Here is a 15,622-nt window from a genome sequence, read left to right as displayed (position 1 = left end):
CAGGCCGTCAAAGGCTGCCCAACAGCGACCAAGGTCGGCCAACCGCAACCAAAGAAATCCCAGCTCAGAGGCTTGGTCTCGGCCGCTTTACCCCAAGACTCGCGCGTCCTGGGCGCGACCGGCAAAGCTGGCGGCCCTGGAGTCGCCCGCAACATGGCGATGGCGCGGAGCCAGGGCTCGCTACTGCGGGTCCTAGATGCCGATGATCAGCTCACACCCGGCGCCCTCGCACGCGAGATCGAGGTTCTTAGCTCTCGCCCTGACATTGGGTGGACAACCTCAAGCGTTCTTGACCTAATGCCTGACGGGTCAACGGTCAGTTGGCAGCATGCCGACCCGGCGGGAGGCAGAGTCGACCGGGCCGAGGTGCTTTCCTACTCTCACGACAACGGCTACCGGCTACCCGTGCACCCAGCAACGCTCTGCATCCGACGGGACCTCTCGCTCGCGCTCGGTGGCTGGATGGCCCTACCCGGCGGCGAAGACACCGGCCTACTGCTCGCAGCTTCAGTAGTTGCCGACGGGTACTTCATCGACGAACCGGGGTTGCTGTACCGGAAGCACCCGGACCAGATCACCGCCCAGGCGGACTGGACGGCAACCGCGGAGTGGCAACTCCGCATGCAGCTCATCGAGTCTCGGGCGATCGCGCTGCGATCCCTCCTCCTGCCCAGCGCCGCCTGACTTGCGCAGCGCCTGGCGGTCGTTGGCACGAATGGCGGCTGGACTGCCGGCAATGTCGGGCTCCACTTGATGCGTGACGGATTGCGCTCAGTTGATCCGTGACAATGCCGGCTAGACGATCATGCCTGTGTTCAGGCAAGCTACGGCCGTGGAGCAGTCGGCATGGATTGAGGTGTCCGCGGCGGTGACGGAGGCCCGGTACCCGGTTGAGGTGCTGCCCGCCGAGCCTGCGCGTGCGGAAGCCTGCCTGGCGGCGCTGGGAATCACGACTCGTTCGTGGCTTGGTGCGGTTGTCGCCAACACAGGCGGACTGCTGGTGGACCATGGTTGGCTACGCGTCCTCGGTAGCGGCCACGATGGGCTGCCGGACGTAGCAACGGAGTCGGACCCGACAGGCCCCTGGGTCGTCGTCGGTTACGACGTCATGGGCGGCCAGTACGTGTGGGTGCCGGCACAGCCTGGCGGTAAGCCGACCGTCCATTACTTCGGTCCAGATGATCTTGAGTGGCTGGACCTCGACCAGGGGTACGCCGACTGGCTGTATGCGGTCCTCGATGGTTCGCTGACCGAGTTCTACGACACTTTGCGGTGGCCGGGGTGGGAAGCGGAAGTCGATGCGCTCGCCGCCGATCAGGGGATCAGCGCATGGCCGCCGCCGTGGTCAGAGGAGGGAAAGGATCTCTCCACAGCGTCCCGGAAGGCGGTTCCATTGCCGCAGCTGGTGTCGTTCTACCAGGACACAGCGCGCCAGATGGCGTCGGGAGAAGAGCGTTAGCGGCGCCCATCCACTTCCCGGGGCATCCTCGTCTGTTCCACCAGCTCCCCGTCAGTGTCACCCATCAAGTGGAGCCACCGCGTAACGCATCAAGCGAAGTACGACACCGGACTGCCGGCATGGGCGGGTTCAACTGGTCAGCGCAACGCGCTCGACGAGTCGACGAGAATGCATCGATTCGATCGAGGGAGATGTTGGTGACCATCCATCTGACGGTGGAGCAACGACAGTTGGCCCGACGGTTGAGCGCCAGGGGCCTGTCGTTGAGGGAGGTCGGCCGCCAGGTCGGCTGCTCGCATGAGATTGTTCGAACCGTCGTGCGCCGCGAGTCGAAACGCCCTGTTCGATCCGACTCTTGGCAGCCGGGGCCCGGGCGGCTCACCCTTGCCGACCGGGAGGAGATCAGTCTTGGCCTTCGTGGCGGCGAGTCTTTTACGGCGATCGCTGCCCGGCTCGGCAAGGCCACCTCCACGGTGTCACGGGAAGTGGCGGGTAACGGTGGCCGGGATGACTACCGTGCCTGGCGGGCTCACCAGCGAGCGCGAGCGCGGGCCCGACGGCCGAAGACGCCGAAGCTGGCCTGTGTGCGGCTGGCCGGGAGGGTCGGTGAGTGGCTGGAGGACTGGTGGTCCCCGGAGGAGATTTCGCGTCGCTTGCCAATCGAGTTCCCCCGCGATCCTCTGATGCGGGTGAGCCACGAAACCATCTATCGGGCGCTGTTCGTGCAGGGCCGCGGTGAGCTACGCCGAGAGCTGGCCCGCTGCCTGCGCACCGGCCGAATCAAGCGCCGTGCCCGCCAGCGGCCTGAGAACACCGGGCGGATCCCGGACATGGTGATGATCAGCGAACGCCCCGCCGAGGCCGACGATCGTGCAGTGCCCGGCCACTGGGAGGGCGATCTGATCCTCGGCAAAGACAGCAAGTCCGCGGTGGGCACCCTGGTCGAGCGAAGCACCAGGTTCCTGCTGTTGCTGCACCTACCCCACGGCCGTACCGCGCACAGCGTCGAGCAGGCGATGCGGAAGGCCATCGCCACCCTGCCCGACGAACTGGTCCGCACCATCACCTGGGATCAGGGCAAGGAGATGTCCCAGCACGCCCAATTCACCGCCGCCACCGGCATCCAGGTCTACTTCTGCGACCCACACAAGCCATGGCAGCGCGGATCCAACGAAAACACCAACGGCCTGCTCCGCCAGTACATGCCCAAAGGAACCGACCTATCGGCCCACACCGCCGACGACCTCGCCCGCTTCGCCCGCAGCCTCAACACCCGCCCCCGCAAGACCCTCGGCTACATGACACCATCCGAAAAGCTCGCCGAGCTCCTTGCGCACACCGGTTGAACCCGCCCTGTCAAGCATCAGCCGTGACGGGACAGCCGGGCTGCCGGCAATGTTGTGCAAAGTTTCTGTACGTCTTCAAGGCGGCCCTGAACGGGGCCGCACGCGCCGCCGCCTGGGCGCGCGGCCCTGCGCTCCGCTGTCGCTCCGCGCTGGCCACGCCTGATGCCCGGCGGCTGGCTCGGAAGCTGGGAAGCCCGGAGGGGCCGCCGCAGAACGACAGACCGTTGACGGTGAGGTGGTGGGCCGGCAGCCGGCCGGGCCGCGCGGCCAGGACTCGCGCGGCGTAGGGAGCGCAAGCCGGCCACGCCGGCGAGCTGCGGCGCGGTACGGGGTTGCGGTTACTGCGCCTCCGGCGGGGGCGCTCCGGCTCCAGGATGGCCGAGGATCGTCGGCAGCCGCCGGGTCCGGGGTGGTTTCGGTAGGCCATCCCGCCTGCCATCGACCCGGGCAAGCCGAGCAAACCACCGCCCGGCCCGCCAGCGTCCGGACGAGCCGTCAAGGTCCGCTTGATGGCATGAAGGAGCGGGGCCTCGCTCCTCGTGGGTCCCGGGCGGGATGCTCGGGGTGCTCACGTCTCACGACGAAGGAGGCCCCTCATGCAGGCAGAGTACGACGGTCGGCAGATCGTGGGTATCGATCTGCATCGCCGTCGGTCGGTGATCGTGCGGATGACGGAGGCGGGCGAGAAGCTCGCGACGGTGCGGATTGACAATGACCCGGTGGCGTTGGGGTTGGAGATCGCGAAGGCTGGTCCGGACCCGGAGGTGGTGCTGGAGGCCACGTATGGCTGGTACTGGGCGGCGGATGTGCTGGCCGCGGGCGGTGCCCGGGTGCATTTGGCGCATCCGTTGGGGGTGAAGGGGTTCGCCTACCGGCGGGTGAAGAACGACGCCCGTGACGCCGCGGATCTGGCGGATCTGTTGCGGATGGGCAGGTTGCCGGAGGCGTATGTGGCCCCGCCGGCGGTGCGCGAGTTGCGGGAGCTGGTGCGGTATCGAGCCAAGCTGGTCGCGTGGCGCAGCGGGTTGAAGGCGTCGGTGCACGCGGTGTTGGCCAAGCAGGGCGTGCACATCGCTGTATCGGATCTGTTCGGCGTCGGTGGGCGGGAGTTGCTGTCCCGGGCACCGCTGGACGGGGCGTATCGGGGTCGGGTGAGCTCGCTGTGTCGGCTGATCGACGCAGTCGATTTCGAGATCGCCGCGGTCGCCGGGCCGATCCGGGCCAGACTCTCCGGGCACGCCGGTTACACCGCGATCCAGGCCATCCCCGGGGTCGGCCCGGTCCTGGCGGCGGTGTTCGTCGCTGAGGTCGGCGAGGTCGACCGGTTCGGCGGACCGGCGCAGCTGACCTCGTGGGCCGGGCTGACCCCGCGGCACCGGGAGTCTGACCTTGTCGTGCACCGGGGACGGATCACCAAGCAGGGCTCCACCCTGGTGCGGTGGGCCGCGGTCGAGGCCGCCCACGGTGTCCCGCCCACGGCCGGCTGGCTGACCTCCACCCGCGCCCGCGTCGCCGAGCGACGCGGACGCAATATCGCCACCGTCGCGGTGGCCCGCAAGCTGCTCACCCTCGTCTACTACGGCCTGCGCGACGGGCACATCCGTGCCCTCGCACCGGCCCAGACGGCGGCGTGAACAGGTTCGGACGTGACCGGACGCGTGGTCGTGCCACGTCTGGCCCCCGTCGGCCGACGGCGAGGCCGCCCGCTTGATTGACCCCGTCCGGTCACGGTCGCACACCACCATGCCCCCGAACCCTCGCGGGGCGAATGGATGACCGGCAGCCGAACCTCGGCCTGCCCTTCCGGCATCGCTCGGAACCTGGCGACGCGACCACACCCACAACACCGACTTCCGGCATCACCAGCATGGCGTCCACGGCGCCGGCATCAAGGCCAAGCCCCTGCCGGGGTGGGCCCACGGCCCAGCCTTGACCCCGACGCCGCACACACGCCTGCCCGAAAACCATGCCGGAAGACGGGCAAAACAACGTCAGCAAGTCAAAACCCCAGCCTTGACCGGCCCCGCTCCTTCATGGATGACGTGGCGGGCCGGGCGGCGGCCCGCTCCCCAGGAGGGCGGGTCGGCGGCAGACGGGATGGCTAGTTGCAAGGGGTGTTGACCTCCGGCCGCACAATGAACACTCGTGAATGCCTTCTGGTCCGGAGTCGTAGCCTCTCTCGTAGGAGCTGTCGTTGGTGGGGCCTTTGCTGCTGCCGCTGCGGTCCTGCAAGTACGGGGAGCCGCCAAGGCGGCGTACCGTCAGGCGGAATTGGCGAGCCGCGCTCAGCTCGAATTGGCGCGAAGTCAGGAAGTGCGTCAGGCAATCTACGAACTAAAAAAGACCATCTTCGACATCTGGCATTTCTTTGACGACTTGCATAATGAACACGATGTTGCTGTCAAGCGGTCGGCGAAAGGCACGCATTTCGTCATAGAGAGTGAACGAAAGGGAGACTTCCATTCTCTCTACCGTAAAGCATTTGTGGCAAGAGGGCTATATGAACACCTATTGCCGGCGGGTGAGAGGAAAGCGCTAGACGACCTCACGGAACTGCTGTCTGAGGAGGAATGGCTGCTGCTGCCGCAACAGCGGTCGGCGAAATCAATTCACTGTTGCAGGTTGGATGAATGCTGCTGGGCCGTCGCCGATCACTGCGCTGCACTTGGTTTGGGTGACCCACCGAGGGATGCGCGGCATCTGGATGGCTAGACGCGAAGATATTGCAACCCACAGATCCTCGGGGAGTCAGGGGTTCGTCGGCTTGACAGCCAGCAAAAAATCGTCCAGCAACTCGCCCTGAAACCAGACTCTTTCCGTCCCGCGCGGTGACTCCATCTCGAACACTAGGGACAGTTCGCTCGACTGCTGCTCCCAGGGCATTGATTTCACTACGTCGTGGGCCACATGCCACATAACGCGCGAGTTCGAAGATATTCGAAGTGGAAGTGAAGGGGCGCTCACCGCATCCGCCCATTGCATCAGGGGGATCCTGGCGATGGTGCCCGCCTCCTCCAGGTGCGCGACACCAAAGCGCCCCCTACGGTAGACCTCTCGTCGCTCCAGCAGTAAGTCAACAGAATCCACCGTGACGTCCGAGCGGCCAGTGTTTGCAACAATCACAATAAGTTCTTGCAGGCTGTGATCGTACTCCCAACTCAAATTCAATACGGGCCCTCCTGCCCGGAAAGAGACGGCTGCCAAGGCAAGGGATAGAGTGGAGAGAACTGCTGCGTAGACCGCTATCGCGAGAGTCAAGCTATTACTCCTAGTGCCTCGTCATGCAGCCTTGAACGGGTAATCCGGGTGGCGGATCTTGGAGTTGGTGGCATATCCGGTTTTTGGTCGGGCGTGCTGGTTGCGCCATCGGATGTAGTCGCCGATGGCGGCGTCCTGCTCGGCGTGGGTCCGGTGGTCGGTGCCGTTGAGCGCGAAGTACCGCACGGCGGCGAACTCGGCTTCGATCCAGTTCAGCCAGGACGCGTAGGTCGGCAGGAACACCAGCTCGACCTGGTTGGCTTCGCACCAGGCGCGGACCTCGGGGTGCTTGTGCGGGGAGAAGTTGTCCAGGATGACGTGCAGCGTCTGGTCGGGCCAGCGGCGGCGCAGGGTCTTGAGGAAGCTGAGGAACTCGCGCCACCGTTTGCGGTCGCGGATGCGGTAATGCAGCCGGCCGGTGGCCAGGTCCAGGGCGGCGATCATGTGCCGGACCCCTTGGTCGCGGGTGTAGGTGGCCCGCAGCCGCACCGGCTCGCCCTGCGGTCGCCAGGCCCGGCCGGGGCGGGGTTGCAGGTTCAACGGCCCGAACTCGTCGACGCAGATCACGCGCCCGTCGGCAGGTGGATGGTCGTAGAGGTCCAACACGCGGCGCATCTTCGTAGTGAAGTCGGGGTCGGTGCTGGCCTTCCACGTCTTCGTGGCCTGCCAGGACACCCCGCGCTCGTGCAGGATCCGCCGGACGGTCTCCACGCTGATCGTGCTCACGCGGCCGGTGTCGATCAGGTAGTCGCGCAGCTTGGCAAGTGACCAGCAGGAGAACGGCCGGCCGAGGAAGCGGGGGTCGCACCGGGCGATGACGCAGATCCAGTCCCGGGTCTGCTCATCGATCCGTCTCGGTGCGCCCCCGCTCCATTTTGGGTCCAGCGCGTCGAACCCCCGCTCGTTGAACGCGTGGATCACGTCCCGCACGTAGTCCTCGGTCACCTTGAGCAGGTGGGCGATGTCCGGCGCCGGCTGCCCCTGGGCGGACATCAGCACCACGATCGCCCGTCGCAGCTTCACCGGATCCTTCGCCGTCCGACCGATGCGCTGCAACCGCTGCCCCTCGGCCATCGAAACCTGCCGGACGAACACCTCCGGGCGTCTACCCACTGGCCACCACCTCCCAAGAATCGTTGGGAGACAGCCTGCCCGACACGTCCTCAGAACCGACGGATTACACGATCAACGTTCAAAGACGAGGCACTAGCCATATCGTAGCGGCATAGCCTATGGCATGGCCTGTGCAGCGGCACCACCCGATGATGTCGGAGCCTTGCAAGTGTCGACAGCAACGCTGACAGCAGCCCCGCCCGCCAGCACCGCCGAAGGTCGGGCACCTGCTGTCCAGGGGAGCCGAGGTTTCCAGTCTGGGCCGACCCTGACTGTGTCTTTTGATCCGCTGGTCCGCCGCAGCCGCGGTCGCTCCTGCCTATGGCAGTCGCCGTCCTGCTCACTCAGGGACAGCCCTCGCGCTATTACTATTCACGCGGGCCGACGCGGCGCAATTCAGCAGATACTCAGTGAAGCGTTGAGCTTTTGTGGCCCGCTCAAGGATCACCCCTTCCGCCTGCAGGTATGTGTCTGACCATGCCTTCAAGCTATTGAAGAGCTCCCGCAGGTCGTCTTCCTTCGTGTCAACGTCTTCCACTGCGAGTTGCCGTAGAAGCTGAGGGCTGCGGACCGACCCTCCATTCAACCTTTCTACGGCCAACATAGAGAGATGAAATTTTAGGTTGCTCTTCTGAGAGACGGTCGCTTCAGCCCCCAGGGATAGAATGAAAGTGTCGACCTTGCGCTGCAGCCGAGCGGCCCAATAATAGATTTCGAGCGGAATTCTGTCATTGAAGACGCTCTTGTAATCCTCGTTGTTCTTGAGTAGCGACGACGGCTTCCCGCGAGACTTGTCGGGCCGAGCTAGACCCATCGCCGTAATAGCGGCTCCGAGCATTGAAATGCTGATGATACGGGATGGATCTTTTCCGTCGTTCTTATAGAAGTTCTTCCTGCGATCGTAGAACCAGCCGTTCGCTAGGAAGTAGTTTTCTATATTTCTCTGGATTTCGTCCGTTGCTCGTAGCGACGAATCAGAAACCGCAGTTTGTCGATTCGTTGCCTTAATTACTTGGTCCCGGGTCGCGATGTCATCCGTGACGATTATTCGAACCAGAAGCATACGGTCACGTGAAATGGCGGTCGCGTCCGCCAGGACTCGGTAGATCTCGTGGCTGGTCTGCAAGCCATTGACGACCTGGATATTTTCCAGCGAGTAGATCTTTCCGGCACTTGTAGCCGAGCTGCATAGGATCGTGACGCCGTTGTTCAACCACCAGAATTCAGGACCGCTTTCGCTAGTAAGTGACTTACGAATGTCCTGATTGACGGAGACGTTGCCCTCGTAGTCGCGGACGTTGTCGTCGAACAGGTGCCGCCTCAATCGTCCACGCTCGTCTACGATCAGATCGTAATAGTCCGACAATTTGACCAGCGCGACGTGAGAGTTTCCGCTGGTTGCCGCCTCTTGATATTGCATCGGAAGAGAGTATGTAGGACGCTCGTTGTATAGAGCTACCAATTCGGCTGCACCGACAAGCTCTACCGACGTCCCAGAGTTGTCAGGAACCGCGCTTTCGATGAACGAACGAAGCGCGTTCACCTTGACTTCAACTTGAGGGTTAATTCCTTGTGCATTTCCGGGCGTGGCATATGCGACGTTCACGCGGATCTTCGGACGCCGAGTCAGCAACTTCCGCCAGGACGTTCGAAACAGCCCAAACTTTGCAATAACCTCTTCGTTGTAAAGGCCCGAAAGTTCGTCTAGTTCTATTGTGAGATCGAGGAACCTGCGGAGGCTATTCTCCAGTTTGTCTAGCGCTGTTTCTTCAAACTTCGCCGAACGCTTAGTCTGTATGACCCATAGCTCCAGCGTCCTGCCCTGTCCGAAGCTGCTGGGCTTGGTGCCGGATGTCACGATCTCCGAGTCGTCGCGGACTAGCGTGTCGTCGAAAAAGGTGTATACCGAATCGATAGCACCGTCTTGGCCGCCGCCTACAACGCCCGATTGAACATCTTCCAGACTTAGGCCGTAGTCTCTGAGCACCAGCTCGGATGCGAAAATTTCAAAGGCGGTACCGGCATCCAGACTAGGAAAGCTCTCGGCACGCCAGGCGTCGAAGATCTGCAAGATAAGCTTCTGAGCGTTGGTGGCCGGCGCCAAAATAATCACTCCTGCTTCGTTCCGACTCGTAGGCGGATCCTGCGGAAAGGAGGAGCGCGGCCCAAGCCGGCATGTCCCCTAAGTCGACCTGCACGGGTTGATCGTAGTCCAGCGCGTCTATTCGTCGAGGGTCGGCGGCGTGCCTCTGACAGCAACGCTGACAGCAACCGGCCGGGCGCGAAACCTCGCCAACAAGCGCTTGTCTTTCCGGCTGTCAGGGCACCTCGGACGGCAAATGCCGTCGGGGTGGCCGATCATCCTCGGCGGAGCCAGCTGAGCGCACCGGCTGGTCGCTGCCCACCCAGTTCCTGCTGACGGATTTCGCGGCGCGCATCCCCGAGCGGCATGATCGAATGGAAGCCCTTGCGACGCCTCCCCGGCTTTTGCTCTTCCCGCGCGAGCCACTTCAGGCCGCGCTTCGCGTGCTTCTCGCACCCGGGGTGGTGCACCTCGATGATGCCTGGTGTCTCCGGGTTCCCGCGCCGGCGCACCAGCGCGACGTGGTCCCCCTGGCAGAGCGTGTAGTCCTTCTCAGTCCCCCGCGCCCAGGTCGGAACGATGTTGAGCGCCTCGCACGCTTCGGCGATTACCGGTCGAACCGGACCGACCAGGGCGTCTAGTTGCTTGATCACCGCCGGACGGACCTTCTGGCCCCACATGGTTTCGAGCTCAGCTCGCTGAACATCGCTCAGGGGAGTGGTCAGACCGTCGAGGGCGGTCTGCATGTTGCCGTCGAGTTCCTCGACCAAAGCCGCATATCGGCGGTCCAGCAGGGCTGGCTCAGCTACGGGTCCGGGGGTGCGAGGCTTCGGGGGATTGTTTGCCATGGCGTACATACTGCCGGACCACGACGATGGTGAGTGAGTGTCCGATTACCGGGTCGGCGGCGTGTCGAACCCGGTGCGCAACGGGACTTCGCGTCGGACCTGGGCCGTCCGGGGGCCGTCCGGGCCGTCCCGGGGCCGCCTAACGCCGACCAACGACGACCGCTGATGACCAGCAGCGCCCATAGAAACAGCAGGTCAGCCGCCATGTGAGGGCGGCTGACCTGGTGGGCGACGGACGAGTCGACCTGTACGCCGGATTCTGTGCGCGGCGCGTACCCCGAAGGGTTTGCGCCGGCGGCGGCCATCCATCTCGGCCTGCCGTTGCCGGCAGGCTCCAGCGGCCTACCCGCAGACATCGGGCGGGCAGCCCTCAAGCGTCTGCGCGGGTCGTCATCTTGCGGTGACGGCCCTTACTTGGCCTTGCTCCGGGTGGGGTTTACCTAGCCACCCCGGTCACCCGGGGTGCTGGTGGGCTCTTACCCCACCGTTTCACCCTTACCGTCCCCGATGGGGTCGGCGGTCTGTTTTCTGTGGCACTGTCCCGCGGGTCACCCCGGGTTGCCGTTAACAACCACCCTGCCCTGTGGAGTCCGGACGTTCCTCGGCGGCGGGCCGAAGCCCGCCGACGCGGCCGCCCGGTCGACTCGTCCGTCGCGCTCTCATCCTAACGACGAACGGTCCGCCGGTATTGCCGCCCCGCCTGGGCAAGATCGCGCAGGTCAGGGGCGGTTGGGGAGGTCGCCGGGCCGGGGAGTCCGGCGTGCCCGCCCGACCAGGCGGGGGCTAGCCTCGTGGGGCTATGGATCTCTCCCACGCCGCGCTGCTGCTCGCCGCCGGTCTCGCCGCTGGCACGGTCAACGCGGTGGCCGGTGGCGGTTCGCTTATCACCTTTCCGGCGATGATCGCGGTCGGGCTGCCTCCGGTGCCGGCGAACGTCAGCAACTCCGTCGCCGTATTCCCCGGGTACCTGGCCAGCGTGGCGGGCAGCCGGGCGGATCTGCCGCGTGGTCGGGCCCTGGCCACACTGGTGCCCACCACGGTCGTCGGCACGATCCTCGGGGCGTTGCTGCTGCTGGCCACCCCGGCCCGCGCGTTCGAGCTGGCCGTACCGTTTCTGGTGCTCGGCGCGACCGCGCTGCTCGCCTTCCAGGACCCACTGCGCCGGCTGGTCGGCCACCCCCGGGACCTGTCGCCGCGCCAGCGGACGGTCGCGGTGCAGACGATGGTCGCGCTGGGTGCGGTGTACGGCGGGTACTTCGGCGCGGCGCTCGGGGTGATGCTGGTCGCCGGGCTGGCCCTGGTGCTGGACGCGACGCTGGCCCGGGTCAGCGCGATCAAGAATCTGCTCTCGGCGGTGGTGGGGTGCACCACGCTGGTGGTGTTCGCCCTCTTCGGGCCGGTGAACTGGGCCGCCGTCGCGGTGGTCGCCCCGGCCTCGCTGGTCGGCGGGTACGCCGGCGCCCGGGTGGTCCGCCGGCTGCCGCCGGCGCTGCTCAAGACGCTGATCGTGGTGTTCGGGACGGTGATCGGGCTCTACCTGCTCTGGCGCGCGCTGACCTGACCCCGGCCGGCGATCAGCCTGACCCTTGCCGGCGATCAGTACGCCTCGCCGACCGGCTCTTCCGGGGCGTGCTCGGTGTCGGCGGCGGCCCGGTTCCAGCGGGACCAGAGCACCCGCTCGCCGTAGCCGGCGGCCATCAGGTGCGCGAAGGCGAGGTAGACCAGCACGCCGACGGTGAGCACCCCGAAGCCGACCCAGTACGGCAGGGACAGCGAGTGCTCGGCGAGCTTGCCGGAGATGATCGGCGCCGGTGCGGCGGCACCCCAGCGGATCAGGTTGAACGCGCCGGTGGCCACCCGGCGGTCGCTGGAGCCGAGGCCGAGGGCCAGGTCGGTGAGGTTGGCGTTGGCCAGCCCCATGCAGAGCCCGGAGAGCACCAGCACCACCAGCGCCTCGGCGGTGCTGGTCGAGGTGGCGAAGAGGACCATGCAGACCAGCAGGCCGGCGATGGCGATGCCGACGGTCTGCACCGCGCCGATCCGTTGGGCCAGGCGGTGGCCGACCACCAGGATGCCGGCGGCCAGGCCGAGGCCCCAGCCGGTGAACGCCAGCCCCAGCGGGATGACGTCCAGGCCCAGGAAGAGCGGCGTGTAGCCGAGCACCACGAAGAAGACGAAGTTGTACGCGGCGGTCACCACGCAGAGCGCGATGAACGCCGGCCGGCGGTAGGTGGAGAAGATCTGGCCGACGCGTACCGGGGGCTGCCGGTTGGTCGGCTCGCGCAGCTTGCGGGCGGCCACACCGAGGGCCAGGACCATGAACACGCCGCAGACGAAGAACGGCAGCCGCCAGCTGACCTCGCCGAGCAGGCCGCCGATCAGCGGTCCGACGGCGAAGCCGAGACCGAGGGCGGTTTCGAAGAGGCCGACCACCCATTCCCGGTCGACGGCCAGGTTGACCAGCACCACCATGGCGGTGGCGAAGAACATCGCGTTGCCCAGCCCCCAGACGCCGCGCAGCACGGACAGCTGCACGATGTTGTTGCTGAGCGAGGCGAGGATCGCGGCCACGCCGACCACGGAGACGCCGGTGATCAGCACCGGCTTGAAACCAAACCGGCCGCTGGCCAGCGTCGCCGGGATCATGCCGACGGCCATCACCGCGATGTACGCGGTGAACAGCAGCTCGACCTGCCAGGCGGTGACCCCGATCGCGTCGCCGATGACCGGCAGGATCGGGTCGACGACGGCGATGCCGGCGATGGCGAGGAAGGCCACCAGTGTGGTGGCGTAGATGGCACTGCGGTTCGGTTCGGAACGCCGATCCACTCCGACTCCTCAACTAGCTGTATGATACAGGTACTTATCTTGTATCATACAGCTATGAGCGATGACCCCTACCGGGCCAGCGATGCCGACGCCGACGAGGTCACCCTCGGCCAGATCGAGACCGAGGTGGCCCTGCTGCTGCGCCTCGGCGAGGCGACCCGGCGGGCCACCGGCACCGCCGAGCACCGGGTCCTCGACCGGGCGGCGTACGTGATCCTGCGTCATCTGGACGCCGCCGGTCCGCAGAACGTCTCCGCGCTCGCCGCCCGGCTCAACCTGGACGGCTCGACCGTGACCCGGCAGGTGTCCGCGCTACAGCGGGACGGTCTGATCACCCGCAGCCCGGACCCGTCCGACGGCCGGGGCACGGTCATCTCCCCCACCGCCACAGGCCTGCACCGGATGACGGCGGTGCGGGCCGCACGGACCCGGCTCTACGGCGACATGCTCGCCGACTGGCCCACCGAGGACCGGGAAACCCTGGCGCTGATGCTGCGCCGCCTCAACGAGGCCCTGGAATCCCGCAACCGCCCCCGCTGAGCCCCGCCGCAAGCCAGGCCCCAGACGCGCTGGGCCCAGAACGCGCTCGGCCCAGGACGCGCCAGGCCGACAACAAGGGACAGGCCCCAGACGCGCCAGGCCAACAAGAAAGGACGGGCCCCTCATCAACGCCTGGCGTCGATGAGGGGCCCGTCCTTCGCGAGGGGCGCTAGGCGACCGGTTCGCGGGCCGAGTCGGCGCCGCGCTCGGTACCCGGGGTGACCCGGGGGTCACCCTCGTCCGCGGAGTAGTCGTCCGGAGTGGTCCCGTCGACTCCCTCGTTCGCCTTGGCCGCCCTCAGGACCAGCGTCAGCAACGCCGCGACCGCCAGGTTGACCAACACCGCCACGATGCCGACGTAGATCGTCTTGGGGGTGTCGAAGCCGAACTTCTCCAGCGGGAACGCCGAGCCGCCGAAGTGCTTCCGGGTCGGGCTGGCCACCTGGTAGAGCATCCACATGCCGAGCCCCATCCCGGCGGCCCAGGCGGCGATCAGCGCGGTCCGGTGGAACCAGCGCGTGTAGAGGCCCAGCGCCACCGCCGGCAGCGTCTGGAGGATGATCACGCCGCCGATGAGCTGGAGGTCGATGGAGAACTGCGGGTCCAGGAAGACGATGCAGGCCACCGCGCCGACCTTGACCACCAGCGAGGTGATCTTCGAGACGTTCGCCTCCTGCGCCGGGCTGGCGTCCCGCTTCAGGTACTCCTTGTAGATGTTGCGGGTGAACAGGTTCGCCGCCGCGATCGACATGATCGCCGCCGGCACCAGCGCGCCGATGCCGATCGCCGCGTAGGCGACTCCAGCGAACCAGTCCGGGAACTGCTGGTCGAAGAGCAGCGGCACGATGGTGTTGTTGTCCACACTGCCGTCCGACGCTCCCGGCAGCGGCTTCACCCCGGCCGCGATGGCCATGTAGCCGAGCAGCGCGATCAGCCCGAGCAGCAGGCTGTACGCCGGCAACGCCGACATGTTCCGCTTGATCACGTTCCGGTTCCGGCTGGCCAGCACACCGGTGATGCTGTGCGGGTACAGGAACAGCGCCAACGCCGAACCAAACGCCAGCGTGACGTACTGGAGCTGGTTGTTGGCGTTGAGCAGGACGCCGTCGTTCGGGTTCGGTGACGCCTGGAACTTCGCGTCCGCCGCGTCGAAGATGTCTCCCCAACCGCCGAGCTTGTAGGGCAGGTAGATGACCGCCACCAGGATCACGATGTAGATCAGGCTGTCCTTGACGAACGCGATCAGCGCCGGCGCGCGCAGCCCCGACTGGTAGGTGTACGCGGCCAGGATGGCGAACGCGATGATGATCGGCAGGTGTCGGGCCAGGGTGCTCTCCCCGGTCACGCCCATGGTCTTGAGGACCGCCTCGATGCCGACCAGTTGCAGCGCGATGTAGGGCATCGTGGCCACGATGCCGGTGATCGCGATCAGCAGCGCCAACACCGGGGAGTCGAAGCGCTTGCGGACGAAGTCCGCCGGGGTGACGAAGCCGTGCCGGTGCGAGACCGACCAGAGCCGGACCAGCACCAGGAAGACCAGCGGGTAGACGACGATCGTGTACGGCACGGCGAAGAACCCGGCCGCACCGGCCCCGAACATCAGCGCGGGGACCGCCACGAAGGTGTACGCCGTGTAGAGGTCACCGCCGACCAGGAACCAGGTGATCCAGCCACCGAAGCTCCGCCCGCCCAGCCCCCACTCGTCGAGGTGCGCCATGTCCTTCGGCGCCCGCCAGCGGGCGGCCACGAAGCCCATCGCGCTGACCAGCAGGAACAACAGGGAAAAGACGATGATCTCGGTGAGATGATCACGCCACATCACCGCTCACCCCGCTTCTTTGTCAACTGGTAGACCAGCGTCGTGGTGGAAACGCCGAGCAGGATCCAGGCCAACTGCAGCCAGTAGAAACGCGGGAACCCGAAGATCCGGGGTGAGTCGCCATTGAAGAAGACCGGGATCAGCGGCACCACGATCGGGATGAAGAGCAACCAGTTCCAGGGGCTGTGGTCCTTCGCCCTGGTTGGCGCCGTGGTGGTCGCCTCCGGTTCGGGTGCAGCCATCTGACACACCTCCGGGAAGTCGTAACAAGCGATGTAACGGCCGGAGGCTACGACCCTGTGACCGCTGTCACGATCGGTGCGCGGA

14 protein-coding genes, 1 other RNA gene and 1 pseudogene are annotated in these 15,622 nt (G+C 66.1%); 8 read left to right on the top strand and 8 right to left on the bottom strand.

The window, feature by feature from the left end:
* Window positions 1–72: 72 nt before the first annotated feature.
* From OG990_RS01520 to OG990_RS01495, 6 genes and pseudogenes are all read left to right on the top strand, one after another.
* Window positions 73–252: pseudogene (locus tag OG990_RS01520) on the top strand (glycosyltransferase); the annotation flags it as partial.
* Window positions 253–366: 114 nt separating this feature from the next.
* Window positions 367–684: a hypothetical protein gene (locus tag OG990_RS01515; protein WP_406081990.1), complete on the top strand. Its 318-nt coding sequence runs from the start codon at window positions 367–369 to the stop codon at window positions 682–684.
* Window positions 685–832: 148 nt separating this feature from the next.
* Window positions 833–1,459 (top strand): DUF2625 family protein, encoded by a 627-nt coding sequence (locus OG990_RS01510; protein WP_406078729.1) that lies wholly within the window; start codon window positions 833–835, stop codon window positions 1,457–1,459.
* Window positions 1,460–1,650: 191 nt separating this feature from the next.
* Window positions 1,651–2,805: an IS30 family transposase gene (locus tag OG990_RS01505; RefSeq protein WP_406078727.1), complete on the top strand. Its 1,155-nt coding sequence runs from the start codon at window positions 1,651–1,653 to the stop codon at window positions 2,803–2,805.
* A 596-nt stretch (window positions 2,806–3,401) separates the two neighbouring features.
* Window positions 3,402–4,439: an IS110 family transposase gene (locus OG990_RS01500; RefSeq protein WP_406078725.1), complete on the top strand. Its 1,038-nt coding sequence runs from the start codon at window positions 3,402–3,404 to the stop codon at window positions 4,437–4,439.
* 511 nt (window positions 4,440–4,950) lie between these two features.
* Window positions 4,951–5,517, top strand: coding sequence for a hypothetical protein (locus tag OG990_RS01495; protein WP_406078722.1), 567 nt, complete (start codon window positions 4,951–4,953; stop codon window positions 5,515–5,517).
* 36 nt (window positions 5,518–5,553) lie between these two features.
* On the opposite strand, the gene OG990_RS01490 is transcribed toward OG990_RS01495, so the two are convergent.
* From OG990_RS01490 to rnpB, 5 genes are all read right to left on the bottom strand, one after another.
* A complete protein-coding gene (locus tag OG990_RS01490) occupies window positions 5,554–6,063 on the bottom strand; it encodes a hypothetical protein (RefSeq protein WP_406078720.1) in 510 nt (169 codons plus the stop codon).
* Between the two features lie 21 nt (window positions 6,064–6,084).
* Entirely contained in the window at window positions 6,085–7,176 is a 1,092-nt protein-coding gene (locus OG990_RS01485; RefSeq protein WP_406077147.1) for an IS630 family transposase, read from the bottom strand.
* Between the two features lie 340 nt (window positions 7,177–7,516).
* Window positions 7,517–9,247: an AIPR family protein gene (locus tag OG990_RS01480; RefSeq protein WP_406078718.1), complete on the bottom strand. Its 1,731-nt coding sequence runs from the start codon at window positions 9,245–9,247 to the stop codon at window positions 7,517–7,519.
* Window positions 9,248–9,534: 287 nt separating this feature from the next.
* A complete protein-coding gene (locus OG990_RS01475) occupies window positions 9,535–10,107 on the bottom strand; it encodes a hypothetical protein (RefSeq protein WP_406078716.1) in 573 nt (190 codons plus the stop codon).
* 232 nt (window positions 10,108–10,339) lie between these two features.
* An RNA gene (gene rnpB / locus OG990_RS01470) (RNase P RNA component class A) lies at window positions 10,340–10,754 on the bottom strand.
* Between the two features lie 152 nt (window positions 10,755–10,906).
* On the opposite strand from rnpB, the gene OG990_RS01465 reads away from it, so the two are divergent.
* Window positions 10,907–11,668 (top strand): sulfite exporter TauE/SafE family protein, encoded by a 762-nt coding sequence (locus OG990_RS01465; RefSeq protein WP_406078714.1) that lies wholly within the window; start codon window positions 10,907–10,909, stop codon window positions 11,666–11,668.
* 35 nt (window positions 11,669–11,703) lie between these two features.
* Here OG990_RS01465 and OG990_RS01460 read toward each other — a convergent pair whose 3' ends face one another.
* A complete protein-coding gene (locus tag OG990_RS01460) occupies window positions 11,704–12,936 on the bottom strand; it encodes an MFS transporter (RefSeq protein WP_406078712.1) in 1,233 nt (410 codons plus the stop codon).
* Window positions 12,937–12,990: 54 nt separating this feature from the next.
* Between OG990_RS01460 and OG990_RS01455 the strand changes: the two genes are divergently transcribed.
* The gene (locus OG990_RS01455; RefSeq protein ID WP_386984221.1) at window positions 12,991–13,476 is read left to right on the top strand and encodes a MarR family winged helix-turn-helix transcriptional regulator; all 486 of its coding nucleotides are present in this window, start codon (window positions 12,991–12,993) and stop codon (window positions 13,474–13,476) included.
* Window positions 13,477–13,645: 169 nt separating this feature from the next.
* Here the strand turns inward: OG990_RS01455 and mctP are convergent, their stop codons facing one another.
* Both mctP and OG990_RS01445 read right to left on the bottom strand, forming a co-directional pair.
* Window positions 13,646–15,295, bottom strand: a complete 1,650-nt coding sequence (gene mctP / locus OG990_RS01450) for a monocarboxylate uptake permease MctP (protein WP_406078710.1) — start codon at window positions 15,293–15,295, stop codon at window positions 13,646–13,648.
* Window positions 15,295–15,537: a DUF3311 domain-containing protein gene (locus tag OG990_RS01445; protein WP_328419034.1), complete on the bottom strand. Its 243-nt coding sequence runs from the start codon at window positions 15,535–15,537 to the stop codon at window positions 15,295–15,297. The genes mctP and OG990_RS01445 overlap by 1 nt, the downstream gene beginning before the upstream one ends.
* Between the last annotated feature and the right edge of the window lie 85 nt (window positions 15,538–15,622).

Source organism: Micromonospora sp. NBC_00858 (assembly GCF_045207365.1).
Classification (GTDB): Bacteria; Actinomycetota; Actinomycetes; order Mycobacteriales; family Micromonosporaceae; genus Micromonospora.
The sequence above is the reverse complement of the archived record's forward strand: the minus strand, read 5'-3'. Positions and strand labels throughout refer to the sequence as shown.